The organism is Coriobacteriia bacterium (assembly GCA_030652115.1).
GTDB lineage: Bacteria > Actinomycetota > Coriobacteriia > Anaerosomatales > Anaerosomataceae > UBA6100.
Genome location: JAUSBK010000013.1, coordinates 112971 through 129713 on the forward strand (window position 1 = coordinate 112971; position 16743 = coordinate 129713).

General features: G+C 67.9%; 11 protein-coding genes and 2 riboswitches. Of the genes, 9 read left to right on the forward strand and 2 right to left on the reverse strand.

The window, feature by feature from the left end; genetic code table 11:
- Positions 1 to 16: 16 nt before the first annotated feature.
- Positions 17 to 1504 (forward strand): tetratricopeptide repeat protein, encoded by a 1488-nt coding sequence (locus Q7W51_11030; GenBank protein MDO8848905.1) that lies wholly within the window; start codon positions 17 to 19, stop codon positions 1502 to 1504.
- Positions 1505 to 1516: 12 nt separating this feature from the next.
- The gene (locus Q7W51_11035; protein MDO8848906.1) at positions 1517 to 2863 is read left to right on the forward strand and encodes a glutamate mutase L; all 1347 of its coding nucleotides are present in this window, start codon (positions 1517 to 1519) and stop codon (positions 2861 to 2863) included.
- Between the two features lie 79 nt (positions 2864 to 2942).
- Here Q7W51_11035 and Q7W51_11040 read toward each other — a convergent pair whose 3' ends face one another.
- Positions 2943 to 4799, reverse strand: a complete 1857-nt coding sequence (locus tag Q7W51_11040; protein MDO8848907.1) for an aldehyde ferredoxin oxidoreductase family protein — start codon at positions 4797 to 4799, stop codon at positions 2943 to 2945.
- Positions 4800 to 5059: 260 nt separating this feature from the next.
- Positions 5060 to 5182, forward strand: a riboswitch (molybdenum cofactor riboswitch).
- Positions 5183 to 5445: 263 nt separating this feature from the next.
- A riboswitch (molybdenum cofactor riboswitch) is annotated at positions 5446 to 5566 on the forward strand.
- A 137-nt stretch (positions 5567 to 5703) separates the two neighbouring features.
- On the opposite strand from Q7W51_11040, the gene Q7W51_11045 reads away from it, so the two are divergent.
- The 3 genes from Q7W51_11045 (at position 5704) to Q7W51_11055 (ending at position 9190) form a co-directional block, all read left to right on the forward strand.
- Positions 5704 to 7170, forward strand: a complete 1467-nt coding sequence (locus Q7W51_11045) for a GEGP motif-containing diheme protein (protein MDO8848908.1) — start codon at positions 5704 to 5706, stop codon at positions 7168 to 7170.
- A gap of 151 nt (positions 7171 to 7321) precedes the next feature.
- Positions 7322 to 8389 carry an alanine/ornithine racemase family PLP-dependent enzyme gene (locus tag Q7W51_11050; GenBank protein ID MDO8848909.1) on the forward strand — a complete coding sequence of 356 codons (1068 nt, stop codon included), beginning with the start codon at positions 7322 to 7324 and terminating at the stop codon, positions 8387 to 8389.
- A 39-nt stretch (positions 8390 to 8428) separates the two neighbouring features.
- Positions 8429 to 9190 (forward strand): hypothetical protein, encoded by a 762-nt coding sequence (locus Q7W51_11055; GenBank protein ID MDO8848910.1) that lies wholly within the window; start codon positions 8429 to 8431, stop codon positions 9188 to 9190.
- A gap of 11 nt (positions 9191 to 9201) precedes the next feature.
- Here the strand turns inward: Q7W51_11055 and Q7W51_11060 are convergent, their stop codons facing one another.
- Complete coding sequence (locus Q7W51_11060) at positions 9202 to 10452, reverse strand: PQQ-dependent sugar dehydrogenase (GenBank protein MDO8848911.1); 1251 nt, start codon at positions 10450 to 10452, stop codon at positions 9202 to 9204.
- Between the two features lie 74 nt (positions 10453 to 10526).
- Between Q7W51_11060 and Q7W51_11065 the strand changes: the two genes are divergently transcribed.
- From Q7W51_11065 to Q7W51_11080, 4 genes are all read left to right on the forward strand, one after another.
- The gene (locus Q7W51_11065; GenBank protein ID MDO8848912.1) at positions 10527 to 11063 is read left to right on the forward strand and encodes a thermonuclease family protein; all 537 of its coding nucleotides are present in this window, start codon (positions 10527 to 10529) and stop codon (positions 11061 to 11063) included.
- Positions 11064 to 11130: 67 nt separating this feature from the next.
- Positions 11131 to 12129 (forward strand): hypothetical protein, encoded by a 999-nt coding sequence (locus Q7W51_11070; GenBank protein ID MDO8848913.1) that lies wholly within the window; start codon positions 11131 to 11133, stop codon positions 12127 to 12129.
- Between the two features lie 120 nt (positions 12130 to 12249).
- A complete protein-coding gene (locus Q7W51_11075; GenBank protein ID MDO8848914.1) occupies positions 12250 to 14481 on the forward strand; it encodes an immune inhibitor A in 2232 nt (743 codons plus the stop codon).
- A gap of 161 nt (positions 14482 to 14642) precedes the next feature.
- Positions 14643 to 16724 (forward strand): hypothetical protein, encoded by a 2082-nt coding sequence (locus Q7W51_11080; protein ID MDO8848915.1) that lies wholly within the window; start codon positions 14643 to 14645, stop codon positions 16722 to 16724.
- The last annotated feature ends 19 nt before the right edge of the window (positions 16725 to 16743 follow it).

Sequence of the window (16743 nt, forward strand, 5' to 3'; positions counted from 1 at the left end):
TGCGCGGAGGCGACCCATGACCAGCAACGACGACTTCGATGTGAACAACCCCGATTCCGCCATCCGCGCTCGCGCGCTCATAGATCGTGGGATCGCGCAGGCCGAGGCCGGCGAGCGCATCGCAGCCATCGCGTCGCTGAAGGAAGCCGAGAAGGTGGCAGCCGATGCGGGCCTCACCTCGATTGCGATCGGGGCGCACATCAACCGCGGCTGGGCGCTGTGGTACGCCGGCGAGATGGCCGGAGCGATCACGCTCTACTCGGAGGGCGCGCAGATGGCGCGGGAGGCGGAGGATATCGAGCACCTTCGCGTGGCGCTGAGCAACCTCGGCGTGGCGTACAGCACGATGGGCCAGCATGCCGAGGCCCTTGCCGTGTACGAGGAGTACCTGCCCTACGTGGTCGACGACGCCGCCGAAAGCGCCGACGCGCATCTCAACACCGGCACTGCGCTCGTGGGGATGGGACGGCCGGATGAGGCGACCGCGCACTTCGAGGAGGCCGAGCGCCTGGCGACCGAGGCCGGTCTGCGCGAGCCGCTGGTCATCGTCCACCTCAATCGCGGCGTCTTACTCGAGCGCGAAGGGGACACAGACGGCGCGTTCGATCTCTACTGGAAGGCGTTCGACATCGCCGAAGAGGCCAAGGATGCGGACCTCGTCGGCAGGGTGACCATGACCCTCGGGCGAGCGTATCTGCGCGTTGGTGACGACACTCACGCGTGCGACTGCTTCGGCGAGGCAGCGAACGCGTTTCGCTATCTCGAGGATTCCGACCGGCTTGCCGACGCCCTTCACCGCCACGGGCTTGCGCTGCGGCGCGTGGGCCTGGGCGACGCCGCAGTCGAGGCGTGGCAGGAGGAGGAACCCATCCTGCGCGAGCGGGCAGACGAGCTCGCGCTCGGCGAGTGCATCTTCTTGCAGGCGCAGGTGCTCGGCGCGCTCACGCCGAGTCCCGCCACCGACCTCACATTCTCCGAGGCTGCGAGCCACTACAACAGCGCGAAGGCGACCGACCGGCTGGCCGAGGTGTACCACGCGCATGCGCAGTGGCTACGCGACCGAGGAATGGATGATGAGGCTGCCAGTCGGCTGAACAAGGCGCTCGAGGCGCTCGAAGCTGTCCCGAACCCGACGGTCGAATGCCGGGCGCGCGGACTGAACGCACTCATGCTCGCGGATTCCCGTGACTTCGAGGCCGCCTCCACTGAACTCGACGCCGCCGAAGCGGTTGCCGAGAGCAACGGCGATCAGCCGGGCGTGACCGGCGTCCGTGCGCGGCGCGGGTACGTGCTGGCGCGGGAGGGGAAGCCGGTTGCGGACGTGATCGCGCAACTGGAGGCCGCACTCGAGCACGCACAGACTCTGCCGAGGCCCGAGATCGGCGAGCAGGCGGTCGACCTGGTGATCGCCGAGATCGATCAGCGCTGCGGCGGCAGCTACGGAGAGACGCTTCGCGGATGGCGAACGCCGCCCCAGGCGGATTCCGCCGCCTCCGCAGAGTAGAGGTAGGAGCCGATGCCCGAACCCCGCCAGGTAGACGCACTCGTTGCTGAGATCGGCTCGACCACCACGGTGGTCTCGGCGTTCGAAGGCCTGTCCGAGGGTTCCGTTCGCCCACTGCGCCTCGTCGGGCAGGGCTTCGCGCCCACGAGCGTGGCCGCAGGCGACGTGGGCGTGGGCGTAGAGGCCGCGCGTGTCTCGCTCGAGAAGACGACCGGTCCGCTCGAGCCTGATGTCACGCTTGCCACCTCCTCGGCGGCGGGCGGTCTGCGCATGACGGTTCACGGCCTCACGCAGAAGATGACCGCGATGGCTGCGCGCGAAGCGGCGCTCGGCGCCGGTGGCGTTGTCGAGTTCCAGACGGCCGGCAGGCTCCGCGACCACGACCTTGAGGCGATCGACCGCGCGCGGCCGGGTCTCATCCTGCTTGCCGGCGGCGTGGAGGGCGGAGACAGCGACGTGGTGGTCTACAACGCCCGGCGCCTGAAGGACCTTAAGTCGCGTCCGATCGTGATCTACGCCGGCAACTCGGCGGCCGCCGATGAAGCCCGCGCCACGCTCGAGGCGGCTCACTTCCGCGTCCGCGTCACGAGCAACGTGTATCCGGGCGTGGATGAGCTCGACATCGTCCCGGCCCGTCACTCCATCCACGACGCGTTCGAGGAGCACATCACCCATGCGCCGGGCATGGAGCGGATCGGTGAGTTCGTCAGCGGCCCGATCCTGCCCACGCCGGGGGCGGTGCTCGTGTCCGCCGAGTTGCTCGCCGAGATGCTGGGCGACCTCGTCGTGATCGACGTGGGGGGCGCCACCACCGACGTGCACTCGATCACCGACGGCTCGCCTGAGATCGCGGCGATCGCCACCGACCCGCAGCCGCACGCCAAGCGCACCGTCGAAGGCGACCTCGGCACGTACGTGAGCGCGCGGCACGTGCTCGAGCTGATGACGCCAGCGGGCCAGATGCACCTGCTTCCTCCCGCGATCCCCGGCACGCCCGAGGAGATCGAAGTTGCTTCGGCGCTCGCGCGGACTGCCGCGCGTGTCGCGGTCGAGCGTCACGCGGGACGCCTGGCGCACCTGTATACGCCGAAGGGTCGGCAGACCGTAGCGCGCGGTCGCGATCTCACCGCCTGCCGGTTCGTCATCGGCACGGGTGGGGCGCTCACGCGGTTGCCCGACGGCGAGGAGCTGCTCGAGGCGGCGCGCGCGGGCGCGTCGGACACCGATCGCCTGCTTCCGCCCTCCGATGCGCGGATCCTCCTCGACCGCCACTACGTCTTCGCGGCGTGCGGTGCGCTCGCGGCGCGCTTCCCGGCCGAGGCGGTCGTCTCGCTCATGCGCGCGAGCATCGGTATCTAGCGGCTTTCAGCAGGGTTCCCGCGAACGGGAACGGGCCGCCCGAAGGCGACCCGTCCCGATCGGTGCTGCGTGACCCGCGCTACACGACTCCCGCCAGGTGCAGCCGCTCGAGCGTCTCGGTTGTGGGGAGCCCCGACTTCAGGTCCCAACCCATCGCTGTGTAGAAGCTGTCGAGCGCCTTGTCGAGGTCCACGACCTGCCCGGCGCCACGTCCGTCTGCGGCCGGTTCGCTCAGGAGCCGCTTTGGCAGCGTGTCGTCCGAGCGATCGAAGCCGAACTTGGCGTTGATCAGGCGCTCGAGGTCGATGACCCGCTCGGCGGAACGGAGCAGGTCCTCCTTCGTCCACACCTCACCTGTGGCCGCGGTGAGCAGCTTGGCCCAGGTGGACGGCTGCACGGCGAGCGTGATGACCGTGAACAGGCACACGCCCAGCTGATTGGTGGCCATCGAGAGCTCCATGAAGGGCTTCACCCAGGCCTTGTTGCCGTCATCGAGGAAGTCGACGTCTTCGGTGATACCGAGTTCCTCATTGCGGTAGGCAAACGCGTCCACGACCGATGCATACGGACGCAGATGGTCAGCGCCGCGTGGCGACACCGCGTGGCTGACCGCCTCGCCCTTGCTCCCGGCAACGCCGCAGCTTGCGAGTTCGAGGCCCTTGACCTCCATCACGTACTTGCCGGCATCGCCGCCGATCTTCTCAGCAGCGCGCCTCGAGCCCTCGGCAAGCGTAGCGCCGAAGCCCTCGCGAAACGCCATCTGGCGGAGCACCTCGGGGAAGATCGTCCCGTTGCCCCACGTGTATTCGAGACCGCCGGTATCGCTGGCCGTGATAATGCCCCGGTCCCACCACTCCATCGCGATCGCGATCACCTGTCCGGCCGAGATGGTGTCCATGCCGAGGTCGTTGCACACGTAGCTCGCCTTGGCGATGGCGTTCACGTCGTCGACGAGGCACTTCGAGCCGAAGGCGCCGAGCGTCTCGTACTCGGGTCCGCCACCGCTTTCGCCGGCCCATTCGCCTGAAGTGATGGTCGTCTTGCGGCCGCACGCCACCGGGCAGCCCGAGCACGCGTACGGCTTCACGTCGAGGGTCGTGTGGTACGCTGCGTGGCCGATCTTGTCGATCGACTCCGGCCACTCCTGGCGCTGCCAGTTCTTCGTAGGCAGCAGTCCGAGCGCGCTGATCGAGTCGTAGAAGCTCGGCGTGCCGTAAGGCTTGAGTTCGTCTTTCACGAACTCCTCGGACAGCAGCTCCTCGCGCGCCGCCTTGGCGATCTCCTTGAGTCCCTCGAGGTCGGCCAACGGGAGGTCCTTGGTCCCACGGACGGCCATCGCCTTCAGGTTCTTCGAGCCCATGGCTGCGCCGCCGCCACCGCGGCCAGCTGCGCGCTCCTTGTCGGTGACTACGCAGCTGAACGCCACGCCGTTCTCGCCGGCGGGGCCGATCGAGGCGAGCTGCCAGCCCTTGCCGTCGAGCGTGGCTTTGAGCGTGTCCTCGGTCTCGCGAACTCCCTTGCCCCACAACTCCGGGGCATCCACGATCCGCACGTCATCGTCATCGATCACCACGTAGACCGGGCTGCTCGCCTTGCCTACGAACGCCACAAGGTCATAGCCGGCCTTCTTGATGGGCGGGGAGAGCTGGCCGCCCACGTTGGCCAGGCCGAGGCCGCCGCTGGTGTACGAGTGGAAGACGAGCACCGTGCGCCCCGAAGACGGCGCCTGCGTGCCGGTCAGGGGGCCGACCGCGAAGATCACGGGCTGCGACGGCGCGAGCGGGTCGGCGCCGTAGTCGGCAAGATCGTTGAACAGGCGCACGCCAGTGCCCTCACCACCGACGTAGTCGCGGAACCACTCGTCCGGGATCGGCCGACGCTCGACCTCCCGCTTTGTGAGATCGACGATGAGTGCTACACCCCAGTTACCCTTCATCGCTCCTCCGATCCTCAGACCAGCCGACAGTCCGCACACCGCCCCGGATGGGGTGGTGGTGTGACCGCAGTCCGCGGCGACGGAGGCCCGTGCGGAGGCGCACGAGAACCGGGGTCGTGAACGCCGACCGGCCGGGGTCAGACGCCGCTATGCAGTCCATACCCATGTTCATGCATGCTTGTGCCGATGTTCACGAGCGAATGTGATGCGCTCGCGATGACGCCGCGCATCGTGTTGACCGTCCTTGAGAGCAGGAGTAGCGTGATAGCTGTCTCCGAGCGTTGCGACCTACGGGAGCAAGAGCTCCACGGTCGCAGGGCCGATAGGGTCAGCAGGGAAACCGGCTGGCCTCCCGCTTGGAAAGGAGATCGCAGGAGCGCCCCCGGCGCTCCGGATTCGCCTTTCCCGCGCGGGGAAGGCGTTCTGCTTCCCTGAACGGGATTGTCGGCATCGCCCGGGAGACGTGGTGGTGCTGGTTGCGCCTGCAACCGCGCCGCCCCGCTCCCTGCGGCGGCAGGACGGCCGGGTCCGCCGTCGCGTCATGAGGGGGCCTCGCTCACGCGGGGCCCCCTTCTCCTGCCCGGAGCACGTCGGCTCACGCGGCGAAGTCCGCCCGCGGCATTGACCGAGTCGGCCGCCGGTAGTAGGGTCAAACGGTCTCCGAGCGCTGCGACCTACAGGAACCAACCCAGGGTCGTAGAGCCGATAGGGTCAGACGTGGAAACGCTCTGGCCTCCCGTTTGGAAAGGGGACCCACAGGGGCGCGTTGTGCCCCGGTCTGCCTTTCCCGACGCGGGAAGGGCTTTCCTTTTCCCGCTCGGGCGCGTTGGCGCGCACCCGGAGACCCTCCGCGGAGGAGGTGGCTTGCGATCGGCTGCTGCCGGTCTGGGGAAGGGGGCGCACTATGCGCAAACGTTGGGCTGTGTTCGGCGTGCTGGCGATCGTGATGTCGGTGGGGGCGATCGCGGTGCTCGCGCCGGGTGCCGAGGCGGCGTATCACCATGCGGGCGAGATGGACTCGGACTACTTCCTGGTGGCACATCCCGAAGCGGCAGGTACGAAGCTCGACTCCTGCACGCTGTGCCACTGCGGCGGGAAGGTCGGCAAGGCGGCACTCGGCACGTGCGAGTGGTGTCACTACACGTATGGGTACGATGCGCACGGCGACATCCTCAAGACGCTCAACCCGTACGGCAAGGCCTACCACGATGCCGGCAGCGACACCAACGCGGTCGTGGCTATCGAGGCGCTTGACTCGGACGGTGACGGCTACAGCAACATCGACGAGATCGCGGCGATCCGCTATCCGGGTGATGCGGACGACGACCCGACCAAAGTCGAGGCGCCGTACAAGGTCTACACGCTCGCCGAGGTCGAAGCGATGCCGTCGCAGACGCAGTTCCAGCTCATGAACACGCACAAGTCGGGCGACTACTACGCTGAGTACACAGGCGTGCCCATGGAGTACGTCCTCGGCGACGCCGGTATGCTGCCGTCGGCGATCGGAATCCAGGTACTCGCCGCCGACGGCTTCGGCGTGACGCATCCGCTCGATCCCACGACGGGCTTTTACCACGTCCGGGGCATCTACCCACAGTCGACGTTCTACTGGGATGCCGAGGCGGACAAAGCGTCGAACCCGGCGTACGGCTGGTGCGATTACAGTGCGGCTTCGGTCGCCGGGCGCGTCAACGGCGACCCGATCCCGGTCGAGGGCGGGGCGCGGCTGCTGCTTGCGTACAAGTACGAGGGCGAGTACCTTGCGCCGGGCGCTCTCAATGCGAGCGGCAAGCTCGACGGTGAGGGTCCGTTCCGCGTGGTACCGCCGCAGCGCGTCCCCGGTCCTCCGGACCAGTCGTCGACGTCGCTCATCCAGGACGTGATCTGGCCGTTCGACCAGCTCGAGCTCACGACCGACCACAACGCGGGCTTCTCGTCGAAGTGCGTCACGGTCGTGAAAGTAGAGCCGCTACCTGCGGGCACGACCGATATCGACACACTCGAAGCCGGCTGGGAGTACGTCCGCGATGGCAAGGTCGTCGTGTATGGCGCCATCGACCCGATCCCGACGGTGCTTGCCAAGACCGCCGACCTGCAGGACTTCGTGTACACGCTCGAGCGCGGGGACCTGCGCGGGAAGAACATGGACGTCGCGTATGCGAAGAAGCTGGACGTCCTTCTCAGGCAGATCGACAGCGGCGCGATCACCGGCGCCGAGGAAAAGATCGTGAACGACCTGCTGCCGAAGGTCGATGGCGTGGTCGAGACCGGTGAGCCGGACGGGGACGACTGGGTCATGGACCCCATCGCCCAGCGCCGCATCTACTGGTCGCTTCAGGAGCTGCTCGTTTTGCTCGCGATCGACGCCTAGTCGATCCGAGCGCCCACCGGGCGGGGGCTTCGCGCCGAAGCGCGGAGTCCCCGCCTCGCATTATCCTTCACCAGGTCGCTTGTCGCGGCTGCCCGCAGTCCCTTGGCGTACGATAGTGGCGCACGCGCAGCCCGCTCGCCGAGGAGCCGCCATGACCGCGAAGGCCACCGTCACCGTCGACCTCGCCAAGGTCACCGAGAACACGCGCCGCGTGGTCGATGCGCTCGGCGGACGCGGTGTCTACGGCGTCACGAAGGTGACGTGCGGTTCTCCCGAAGTCGCGCGCGCGATGCTCGCCGGCGGCGCTGCAGGCATCGCCGACTCCCGGCTCGAGAACGTCGCGCGCATGCGTGAGGCGGGCGTGATCGCCGAGTTCTGGTCGCTCCGCGCTCCGGGCCTTGCGCGTGCCGAGGAAGCCGTGCGCCTCATCGATGTCTCGCTCGAGAGCGAGATCGAGACGGTGCGGGCGCTCGATGCTGCGGCGCGCGCGCTCGGCAAGCGGCACCGCATCGTGGCGATGGTGGACCTCGGTGATCTGCGCGAGGGCATGATGCCCGCCGATCTGCCCGCGTTCCTCGATGTAGCCGAGGGCCTGCCGAACATCGAGGTTCACGGCATCGGCACGAGCCTCACCTGCTACGGCGCGATCGTGCCGGATGCGGAGAACCTCGGCGAACTGGTGACGCTTACACGGACTGCAGAAGCCCAGCTTGGTCGGCGCCTTCACGTGAGCGGCGGCATGTCGAGCTCGCTCGATGCGCTCGTGGACGGCATTCTGCCCGAGCGCATAGACAGTCTGCGTATCGGCGAGTCGATCCTGCTCGGCGTCTCGACGGTCACGCGCGAGCCGATTCTCGGTCTCCACACTGACGCGATCATCCTGAGCGCGCCGGTGATCGAATGTCTGCGGAAGCCGTCGGTGCCGCGCGGCACGAGCGCACAAGACGCGTTCGGGCAGCGGCCGGTCTTCCTCGACCAGGGCGAGCGCCTGCGCGCGATCCTCGCGATGGGGCGGCAGGACGTGGTGCCCGAGGGCATCGTGCCGGTCGATCGGCGCGTACGCGTGCTCGGCGCATCGAGTGACCACCTCGTGCTCGACGTGGAGGATCTGCCCGCGCCACTGCGTCTGGGTGACGCGATCGCCTTCGTGCCCAACTATGCCGCCACGCTTGCGGCGTTCACGTCGCCGTATGTAGAGAAGTGTTTCCTCGGCGGGTAGGAACCAGGCAACACAGTCGGCGCAAAGGGGGCGATCGCCGTGGGGGTGAAGCGGATCGCGGCAGCGTTCACGATCCTGTGCGCGGTGACCGCGCTTGTCGCACTTGGCGGATGCATGTGTTCACCCAGTAGCGAGGCCAAGATCGAGGTCACTGCGTCCGCTCTGGAGGTGGAGGCCGGGGGCACCATCACCCTCACGGCGGAAGCCTACACACTCGGTCCAGGCCTCAACGAGGGGCGCACCAAGTCCGATCGGCAGCCGATCGAAGTGGCATGGAGAGTCACCCCATCGGCGGGCGCGGGTACCGGCTCCTGCAGTCCCGAGTCGGGCAAGTCGACTACCTTCACATCCGAGGATCCCGGGGAGTACAAGATCGTGGGCAAGGCGAAGGACGGCCCCTCGGACTACGTCTACGTGAAGGTCCTCCCCTCCACGTACCTGCTCAACATCGGCAACGGCCTTGTGGTCACCGGTGGCGGCACGCCGCCGAGCTTCACGATCGATGCGCCGCACATGATCACCGAGATGTACTCGTACAACTACGGCGACGGCGAGGGGAGTCCCGGCCCCGGCACCCTCGCGCTCAGGGCCGCGGACGGCACGGTCTACGGTCCATGGGAGTGCACCGCCGACGAAGGCCAGGGAGGCGTGCCGAACGCGCTGTGGTTCGCGTATCCGGATGCAGAGATCCCGGCCGGAACGTACACGGTGGTGAACTCGAACCCTGAGACGTGGTCGCAGAACGAGCAGTCCGGTGGGCTCGGCTTCGCCTATGTGAAGGGCACGCCGGTCGGGGAGTAGGGATATGCCTGCTACTGCCCCAGCATGCGGTACACGCCGCCGTTGAGGTCGACCACGTACAGCTCGCCGTCTTCGTCCTCACCGAAGCTCGCTATCAGCATGTCGTTGTCGATGAGCAGGCGCGTCTGAACGCTTCCGTCGGCCGCCCGCTGCAGGCCCCATACCCGGCCAAAGCTGAAGTCGGCGTAGAAGTAGGTTCCCCACAGCGCCGGCTGCGCGGAACCGCGGTACACGTAGCCGCCCGTGATCGACGTGCCGGTCTGCCGGTCGTACTCGAGCACCGGCATCGTGAAGCCTTCGGCCGAAGGCGATGCCTCCGGCGGGAAGGGGTGGGTCGCCTCCCACGTGCTCCAGCCGTAGTTCTCGCCGCCCGCCGAGGCGCCGGGCTGGAAGTCGATCTCCTCCCACGCGTTCTGACCCACGTCGCCGATCCACAGGTCGCCGGTCTTCCGGTCGAAGCTGAACCGCCACGGGTTGCGCAGCCCGAGCGCCCAGATCTCCGGCGCCCAGCCAGGCTCGCTGACGAACGGGTTGTCGGTCGGCGCGGTGTACGGCGTGCTCGCGTTCGCGCTCCCATCGAGGAGCACGTCGATGCGCAGCATCTTACCCAGCAGGCTTGCCGGGTTCTGGCCGTTGCCCTGCGGGTCGCCGCCGCTTCCGCCGTCGCCCATGCCGATGTAGAGCATCCCGTCGGGCCCGAACGCGATCATCCCGCCGTTGTGGTTCGCGTAGGGCTGCGGGATGGTGAGCCACACGTGCTCGGATGCGGGGTCGGCCTTGTCGCCTGTGACCGTGAAGCTCGAGATCATCGTGGCGCCATCGCCGCGGGTGTAGTTCACCCAGACCGTCTGGTCCTCGGCGAACTGCGGGGAGAACGCCATGCCGAGAAGTCCCTGCTCGCTTTGCGTGCTCACCACGCCTGAGAGATCGAGGAGCGGCTCGACCAGGCGTACGTCGTCCTCGAGGACCCACGCACGGCCGGACTTCTCGAGCACGACCAGGCGGCCCGAGCCGTCGGGGATGCCGGTCACGAAAACCGGCTGGTCGAAGGCGGAGGCCACGGGCTCGAGCGTGAGCGGCAGTTCGGCGAGCGGCGTGGGGGTGGGTTCCTCGGATTCGGCCGGCTCTTCGGCGGCTGGCGTGGTGCCCACCACGTCGGGCTCGCCGGTGGGCTCCTTCTTGCAGCCTGCGGTCACGGCGAGCAGGAGCGCAAGCACGAGCACGATCACCATGGTCCTGATGCGCATGGTCCACTCCCTCATCGAGACGGCCTCCGTCGGCTCCTTAGGTATACCCGCCTGCGGTAGTCGCGATCTCGCACCGCTACAATGGCCGCATGCGAACGCGCGCCGCCTCGACCCTCGTCCTCTTGCTCGCCGTGGTGCTCGCGGCGGGATGCACGCTCCTGCCCGCGCCGTCCGAGGAGCCTGCGCCCGGGGCACCTGTGGTGACGCGTGCCGAGGTGACCCGCCACACCGACGGCGACACCGCGCGCTTCCGACTCGCAACCGGCGCCGAGGAGAAGGTGCGCTTCATCGGCATCGACACGCCCGAGGTGGGTGAGCGCGCCGAGCCCTTCGGCGAGGAGGCTGCTGCCTACACCGCTGGCGCGATCCCCGTGGGCACGACGGTGTGGCTCGAGACCGATGCCGAGCTTCGCGACGAGTACGGCCGGCTGCTGGCGTACGTGTGGCTTGAGGAGCCGACGACAGGCGATGCCGCCCAGGTGCGCGCACACATGCTGAACGCGCAGCTTGTGCTCGATGGCTATGCCAACGCCTACACCTACCCGCCGAACGTGAAGTACACGGACGTCCTCAAGGATCTCCAGGCCGAGGCTCGCGAGGCGGACCGGGGATTCTGGGCCGAGTAGGCACCGCGAGAGGCGTCTCCCGCCGCGCAGTTGTAGACTGCTCGTAACGTCACCCAAGGAGGACTGCATGCCCGCGACCCCCGAACCGCTCGAGCGCCTCAGCTTCGACGCCGCCGTCCTCGTGAGCGAGCACCCGCCGGTGCTCCGCAATACCAACAAGCTGGTTGTCTACACGAGCGCCTGCCCTGAGGGCAGCACGCCTGCCGGCACGATCGGCTACACCCGCTGGTCGGCCATGGCGCTCCCGGATCGCGTGCACCCGGCAGCCGCTGCGGGCATCGCCGAAAGCCGGCCCACCATCTACGACTACGCGCCTGTGGACCCGAGCGCGCTCGAGTGGCACGTCAACTTCGCCGATCCGCTGCTCTTCTACGCATATGGCTCCGGTCTGTTCGCGCAAGACGAGATGCAGTCGGCCGAGCACCCGGCGCTCGGATCGCTCGTTGAGTCCCTGCACGTGGGGACGCACCGCGCACTTGCCGAGGACGACAGCGGCCCGACACCCGTCCTCGTCACCGGTGTGGAGCGTCGGTGTCACGTGGCGACCGACCGCAACGAGGCCGAGGGACGCCCGCGGGGCCTCTACGGCAACGAGTTCTCGGCGGCATCGCAGGAGACGGTGCGCCGCGCCACCACGCGCCTCGACCCGCCCACCATCTCGAACCTCATCGCGCTTGCGGCGCCCTCGTACGGCATGGGCATGTACACGCGCGAGATGATCGCGCACATCCTTGTGACGGCCTATACGGGCTTTGCGGCTGCAGTCGCCGAGTCGGCGAGCATCTGCACCGGGGCGCCGGTCGTCGTGCACACCGGCTACTGGGGCTGCGGCGTCTTCGGCGGCGACCGCGTTGTGATGTCGCTTCTGCAGGTGCTCGCGGCGGGGATGGCCGGCATCGACCGCCTGGTGTTCCACACCGTGAGTGCCGAAGGGGCCGAGCCGTTTGAGGAGGCGCTTGGCATCGTGCGCAACGAGCTTGCGCCCGGCGGCAGCATGACCCCTCAAGAACTCATCAGCCGCGTTGTGACGCGCGGCTTCATGTGGGGCATGAACGACACACGATGAGCGCACGGTGCGCACCCACCCCGCAACGGTAACGGCCGCGGCCGCCCGAGCGTTTACGTGCAATCGGGGCTGTTGTTTGCAGCACCAGGGGCATGCGTTTGCGGCATAGGGAGGGGCACAATGGGGAGACGTTCGATTCGCTTTGTCGTTCTCGTCACCGTGGCGGCGCTCGTGGCTTCGATGGCCGCACCCGCCTTCGGCGTGGTCGCCAGAGGCGGTGATGAAGGCGCCGTCAAACAGCGCGGAAGCGACAAGAAGGCGCATCCGCTCGGCGACAAGAAGGCCGCCCTCAGGGCAAACGCGCTCAAGGATAAAGCCTCCGGCATGGCCACCGGCGACGTCTACGAGGTAGCGCCCGGGCAGTTCGCGGAACTTACGCTCGAGGACACGGGCATGGTCTGGACGGTCCCCGGCGAGTTCTCCGATCTGTCGCACAACAGCATCCTCGAGCCCGACCGCACCGTGGACAACTCCACGATCTGGACCGAGGACTTCGGCACGGAGTACTACAACACGATGCTGTACGCGCGTGGCACCGACGTGAACTCGGTGGCCGAGTACTTCCTTGAGCAGTCGAGCGGGCGCTACACCATCGACGGCGAGTGCGAGGACTGGGTCGCCGTACCGGGTGACCACACCGTCTACGACGACGGCGACGGCACGCCGGATACCTCGGAGAACGTGTGGCTGTTCCTCGACGACTCGCTCGACGGCTGGTACGCGAAGCAGATCGCTTCCGGGATGTCTTCCGCCGAGGTCGACGCCTACCTCGCGCGGTACGACACGTACGACCGGTACGACTGGGACGGCGATGGCGTCTTTGCCGAGTCTGACGGCTACATCGACCACTTCCAGTCGCTCCATGCCGGTGAAGGCGAAGAGGCCGGCGGTGGCGTGCTCGGCGACGAGGCCATCTGGAGCCACAGCTGGTACGCGTACTACGGCCTCATCGGTAAGGTCGGACCGTCTCCGGAGTACCTTCTCGGCGGCGTGCAGATCGGCAGCAGCAGCTACTGGGTCGGCGACTACACGATCCAGCCGGAGAACGGTGGCGTGGGCGTGTTCGCGCACGAGTACACGCACGACCTCGGCCTACCCGATCTCTACGACACCGCGGGCGGCGACAACGCCACGAGCTTCTGGACGCTGATGGACAGCGGCTCGTGGCTCTCGCAGGTCGACTACGACCTCGGCTCGGCGCCGGATCACCTCGGCGCGTGGGAGAAGCTGCAGCTCGGATGGCTGAACTACGCCACGGCCGTGCCGGGGGCGACCGGAACCGTCGTCATCGGCCCTGCGGAGTACAACTCCTCGCAGGCCCAGGCGCTGCGCGTGGACCTGCCCGACAAGAATGTGGAGTGGGACATCGCCGCGCCGTACGCGGGGACGTACTTCTACTACAGCGACAAGGGCGATAACCTGCGCAACGAGATGACGAAGGCCCTCACGCTGGAGGCCGGCGCGAGCCTGGACGCGATGGTCAACTACGGCATCGAGGAAGGCTACGATTACGCGGCGCTAAGGGTCTCGACCGACGGCGGGAGCACATGGGATACGGTGCCCACGAGCCTCTCGAACTCCTCGGTGGAGCCCAACGGCATCGACGGCTTCTCGGGTGGCTGGGTGCCGATGACAGCCGACCTGTCGGCGTACGTGGGAGATGTGGTTCTCGGCTTCCAGTACGTCACCGACGGCGGTGTGGCCGAGGTCGGGTTCATGGCCGATGACATCGCGATCACCGGACAGGCGTTCGACGGCGCCGAGGTTGCTGCGGGATGGGCCTTCGAGGGCTTCAAAGTCTCGACCGGTCACGAGGGCGGCATGTATGAGAACTACTACCTGGCCGAGTACCGGCAGTATTGGGGCTACGACGTAGCGCTGCTCAAGGCCTATAACTGGGGCTTCCTCAAGGGCAAGGACGCGAAGGTCAACTGGGCCGAGCGCTTCCCGTACCAGGACGGCCTGCTCGTCTGGTACTGCGACTCATCGCAGCCGGACAACAACACAAGCGTGCACCCGGGGTACGGTTTCGCGCTGCCGGTGGACGCGCACGCCAAAGCGCTGCGCATCGGCAAGACCAAGACGCTGTGGCGCAACCGCATCCAGACCTACGACTCCACCTTCGGCCTGGAGGCAACGGACTCGCTGCCGCTTCACTACAACGGCAAGTTGTATCCGGTCCCGAGTCTGCCCGGGGTGGCCACGTTCAACGACGCGCTGTTGTACTGGGACGCCACCAACCCGACCGGTAGCGTGATCACCCCGGTCACGGGCACCACGGTGACCGTACTCCGCACCAGCGCTGCTCCCGATGGCGGCAAGTACATGACGGTCCGCGTGACCGCTCCGTAACTGCCGTAGGTCGGACGCACATCGCTCGCACGAAGGGGCCCCCGGAGCGATCCGGGGGCCCTCGGCGTTGCAGGCTCGCATGTTGCAGGGAACCGTCTCGGGGCCCGCTGATGATGGTAGAATCAAAGCAGGTGCGCACTTACGAAGACGGAAGAGACAAGATGCCCAAGCGCAACCGCATTGCCGCCCTGATTTTGGTGGCTGTGCTGGTACTCATCGCGGTTATCGCGTTCGTGAGCCTTCGTTCCACCGAGGGGCCCCGCGAGACCGTCACGCTACCTCCAGCCGATGCCGCGCCCGTCGTATTCGATCATCTCACCGAAGAGGGCACCTGCTCGATCTGCCACGCGCCCACGCGCGAGCATGCCAACATGGAGTTCAATCGGTGCGAAGACTGCCACGCGTATCCCACCTGGGACGCCGAGCACCCGGCTGACCCTGCGTGCGACAAGTGCCACACAGTGACCATTCCGGTGGGCCACATCGCGGTGACCGCCAGCTGTGTCACCTGCCACCCCAACACCGGCGAGTCCTGGGTGTTCGTGCACACGGGCATGGAGACCAACTGCCTCGAGTGCCACACCGCGCCGGCCGACCACTGGGGTGACGACTGCGCGCGGTGCCACGAGCCATCGGTGCCATGGGCTGAGACGCAGTTCCCGCACTCTTCCACGATGAACTGCCTCGAGTGCCACGATCGCCCGCACCAGGACTACCCCGGCGTGTCGTGCGTCCAGTGCCACAGCGGCGTGGGTGTCACCTGGCTGTTCACGCATGGGATCTTCTCGAGCTGCGTCTCGTGCCACGAGGCGGACCGACCTGCCGCTCACTCGGCAGGCGATTGTGTGATCTGCCACAGGCCGCCTTCCTGGACGCCGGCGAAGCACCCGGATGCCTCGAGCAACTGCATCGCCTGCCACATGCCGCCGCACCGCACCGACTACCCGGTGGGTTGCACGTCCTGCCATCCGTACGTCGGCGTGGTCTGGAAGCCTGCGGTCCACGTGCAGCCGATGAGCTGCGTGCTGTGCCACGCGTCGCCGGCTGACAGCGCCTATACGAACCACCCCGACGCAAACTGCGAGTCGTGCCACAACATCCCGCCGAGTACCTGGGCGGACGCTTCGCATCCCACCGCCGCAGTCGACTGCCTCGGCTGTCACGTGGCACCTGCCGGGCACCCGGCGCTCGCCTGCACCAACTGCCACTCGGTACCGCCCGCGACCTGGCAGGACGCCCTGCACCCGAGCTCGGGTTCCGTCTGCACCGACTGCCACAGCTCGCCCGTCGACACGGCGTACACGGCGCATCCCGACGCGGACTGCGGCAGCTGCCACGCGATTCCACCTGCGGCCTGGACCGCAGGGACGCACCCGGCCGCCGACTCCACCTGCCTCACCTGCCACATGCCGCCGCACCGCATCGACTATCCGGTCGCATGCGCCGAGTGCCACCCGCAGGTGGGCGTGGCATGGCTGCCGCTGCTCCACACAACGTATGCCGACTGCACAGCGTGCCACACGGAGCCTGCCGAAACCGCGACCACCGACCATCCGGAGCTGGACTGCGGCAGCTGCCATACCATCCCGCCTGCGGTCTGGCAGGACGGGACGCACCCGGCCGCGGCGGCGACCTGCACCGACTGCCACACGGCGCCGGGCAACACCGCGACCACGGACCATCCGGACCTGAACTGCGGCAGCTGCCATGCGATCCCGCCTGCGGTCTGGCAGGACGGGATGCACCCCGACGCTGCGAGCACCTGCCTCGACTGCCATATGCCGCCTGCTACCGGCCACACCGCGCTGACGGACTGCGCGTCGTGCCATCCACAGGTGGGCGTGGCGTGGCTGCCCGCGCTGCATCCAGCCGCGACGGCGACCTGCACCGATTGCCACACGGCGCCGGGCAACACCGCGACCACCGACCATCCGGACCTGAACTGCGGCACCTGCCATGCGATCCCACCTGCGGCCTGGACCGCAGGGACGCACCCGGCCGCGACAGCGACCTGCGCCGACTGCCACACGGAGCCTGCGGAAACCGCGACCACCGACCATCCGAATGCCGACTGCGGCACCTGTCATGTGATCCCGCCGGGCATCTGGACCGATGCCACGCACCCGACGAACACCAACTGCGTGCTGTGCCACACGCCACCAGCCACCGGCCACACCAAGCGGACGGACTGCGCGAGCTGCCACGATCCGTCGCGGCCCTGGACGGAACCGAACACCCCGTAGCGTTCCCGCCGAAGCTGCA

Excerpts from the sequence above, each read along its gene's own strand:
- Q7W51_11070 (MDO8848913.1), top strand. The coding sequence starts at position 11,131 with ATGCCCGCGACCCCCGAACCGCTCGAGCGCCTCAGCTTCGACGCCGCC.
- Q7W51_11040 (MDO8848907.1), bottom strand. The coding sequence starts at position 4,799 with ATGAAGGGTAACTGGGGTGTAGCACTCATCGTCGATCTCACAAAGCGG.
- Q7W51_11035 (MDO8848906.1), top strand. The coding sequence starts at position 1,517 with ATGCCCGAACCCCGCCAGGTAGACGCACTCGTTGCTGAGATCGGCTCG.
- Q7W51_11030 (MDO8848905.1), top strand. The coding sequence starts at position 17 with ATGACCAGCAACGACGACTTCGATGTGAACAACCCCGATTCCGCCATC.
- Q7W51_11060 (MDO8848911.1), bottom strand. The coding sequence starts at position 10,452 with ATGAGGGAGTGGACCATGCGCATCAGGACCATGGTGATCGTGCTCGTG.
- Q7W51_11075 (MDO8848914.1), top strand. The coding sequence starts at position 12,250 with ATGGGGAGACGTTCGATTCGCTTTGTCGTTCTCGTCACCGTGGCGGCG.
- Q7W51_11050 (MDO8848909.1), top strand. The coding sequence starts at position 7,322 with ATGACCGCGAAGGCCACCGTCACCGTCGACCTCGCCAAGGTCACCGAG.
- Q7W51_11080 (MDO8848915.1), top strand. The coding sequence starts at position 14,643 with ATGCCCAAGCGCAACCGCATTGCCGCCCTGATTTTGGTGGCTGTGCTG.
- Q7W51_11065 (MDO8848912.1), top strand. The coding sequence starts at position 10,527 with ATGCGAACGCGCGCCGCCTCGACCCTCGTCCTCTTGCTCGCCGTGGTG.
- Q7W51_11045 (MDO8848908.1), top strand. The coding sequence starts at position 5,704 with ATGCGCAAACGTTGGGCTGTGTTCGGCGTGCTGGCGATCGTGATGTCG.